At 76.4% G+C, this 1,849-nt stretch carries 1 protein-coding gene and 1 pseudogene; one reads left to right on the top strand and one right to left on the bottom strand.

Translation table 11 applies throughout. From position 1 onward, the window contains the following. Positions 1-618, bottom strand: a pseudogene (locus KS423_RS44685) (alanine racemase); the annotation flags it as partial. 206 nt (positions 619-824) lie between these two features. On the opposite strand from KS423_RS44685, the gene KS423_RS44680 reads away from it, so the two are divergent. Further along, positions 825-1,849: sugar kinase (locus KS423_RS44680; protein WP_224285400.1), on the top strand; the 1,025-nt coding region annotated here is incomplete at its 3' end.

The raw sequence follows: 1,849 nt of genomic DNA, 5'->3' as shown, positions 1-1,849 counted from the left end.
CTCGACGGCGGCGTCCACGCCGCGGGCGCCGGTCCGCCCGCCGGGGCCGCCGAGTTCGACCAGCACCTCGACCGGCCGTTCGGCCCCGGCGGCGCGCAGCGCCTCGTCCATCAGCCGCACGCTCTCGGCGGAGTCGACCCAGGAGAGGAAGGCGAAGTCCGGGTCGGCGGCGAGTTCGTCGGAGAGCCAGGCCAGTCCGGCCGGGTCGAGCAGGGTGTTGGCGAGCAGGATGCGCCGGACCCCGAAGGCCCGGGCGACCCGCACCTGGGGCAGGTTGGCGAGGGTGATGCCGTGGCTGCCGGCGTCGAGCTGTGCCTGCCAGAGGGTGGGCGCCATGGTGGTCTTGCCGTGCGGGGCGAGCGCGACGCCGGCCTTGGCGCACCAGTCGGCCATGGTGCGGACGTTGTGGTCGAGGGCGGCGCCGTCGAGGGTGAGCAGCGGGGTGCCGAGCGAGGAGAGGGTGGGGCCGGTGGCGAGCCACTCCCGGGTGCTGCGGCCCCACGACTGCGGTGGAGCGGCTTTGAACCGCCAGTCGAGCGGCTCGTCGGCCAGGGCGGCCACCGCGCCGCGGGCGATGCCCGGCCCGGTGCCACTGCTTGCGAAGGTCTGCTCCACCACCGTGTCCCTCCATCCGCACAGGTTGCAACATGTGCAACGTGGGTTGCACATGCTGGCAACACGGTTCTAGCATCGGCGCCGGATCACGGTCAACGGACCTGACTCCCGGTCAACGGGGTCGGCTCGTGCGCAAACGCTCATGCGCAACGGTGCCGGCCCGGTGGGCCCGCTCTCGACGGAACGGCCGCAGACGAGGAGCCCCACACATGCCGCGACAGGACACCCAGGGCCCGACCCGCCCCGGCCCTCCCCCGACGGCCGTGTGCGTGGGCGAGTCGATGGCCGTCCTGCTGCCGGACCGCCCGGGGCCGCTGGAGTCGGTGGAGAGCTTCCGGCTCTCCGTCGGCGGCGCGGAGTCCAACGTGGCGGGCGCGCTGGCCGCCCACGGCGTGCCGACCGCCTGGATCAGCCGGGTCGGCGACGACGGCTTCGGCCGCCGGCTGCTCGCCGAGGTCGCCGCCCGCGGCGTGGACGTCTCGGCGGTCGCGGTCGACCCGCACCGCCCGACCGGCCTCTACCTCAAGGAGGTCGGCGGCGCCACCGGGGACCGCCACGACCTCGGCCCCGGCCGCAGTCGGCTGCACTACCACCGGCGCGGCTCCGCGGCCGCCGCGCTCTCCCCCGACCTGCTCGCCGACCCGGCCGCCGCCGCACTGCTGTCCGGCGCCCGGCTGCTGCACCTGTCCGGCATCACCGCCGCACTCTCCGACGGCTGCCTGGCCCTGCTGCGCGCCCTGCTCGCCGACCGCCGACCGGACCGGCTCGTCAGCTTCGACCTCAACTGGCGCCCCTCGCTCTGGCACGACCGCGACCCGGCCGTGCTGCCACCCCTGCTGGACACCGCCGACCTCCTGCTGCTCGGCGCCGACGAGGCCGAGGCCGCCTTCGGCACCGGCGACCCGGCCACCCTGCGCCGCCGCTTCCCCGCCCCGGCCACCGTCGTGGTCAAGGACGCCGCCAGGCAGGTGACCGCTCTGGACCGGGACGGTACGGCGGTCACCGAGCCGGCCCTTGCGGTCGAGGTGGTCGAGGCCACCGGCGCGGGCGACGCCTTCGCGGCCGGTTACCTGGCCGGCACCGTCCGGGGCCTGGACCAGCGGCGCCGGCTGCGGCTCGGCCACCTGAGCGCCGCCTGCGCGCTGACTGCCCACGGCGACCAGGCCGAGCTGCCGGACGCCGCCGTGGTGGCCGCCCTGCTCGACGCCTCCCCCGCCGAGTGGGCCGCGACCCG

Source organism: Streptomyces sp. LS1784, from assembly GCF_020103755.1.
GTDB lineage: Bacteria > Actinomycetota > Actinomycetes > Streptomycetales > Streptomycetaceae > Kitasatospora.
Note: the sequence above shows the minus strand (reverse complement) of the source record. Positions and strands in the feature narration are given on the sequence as shown.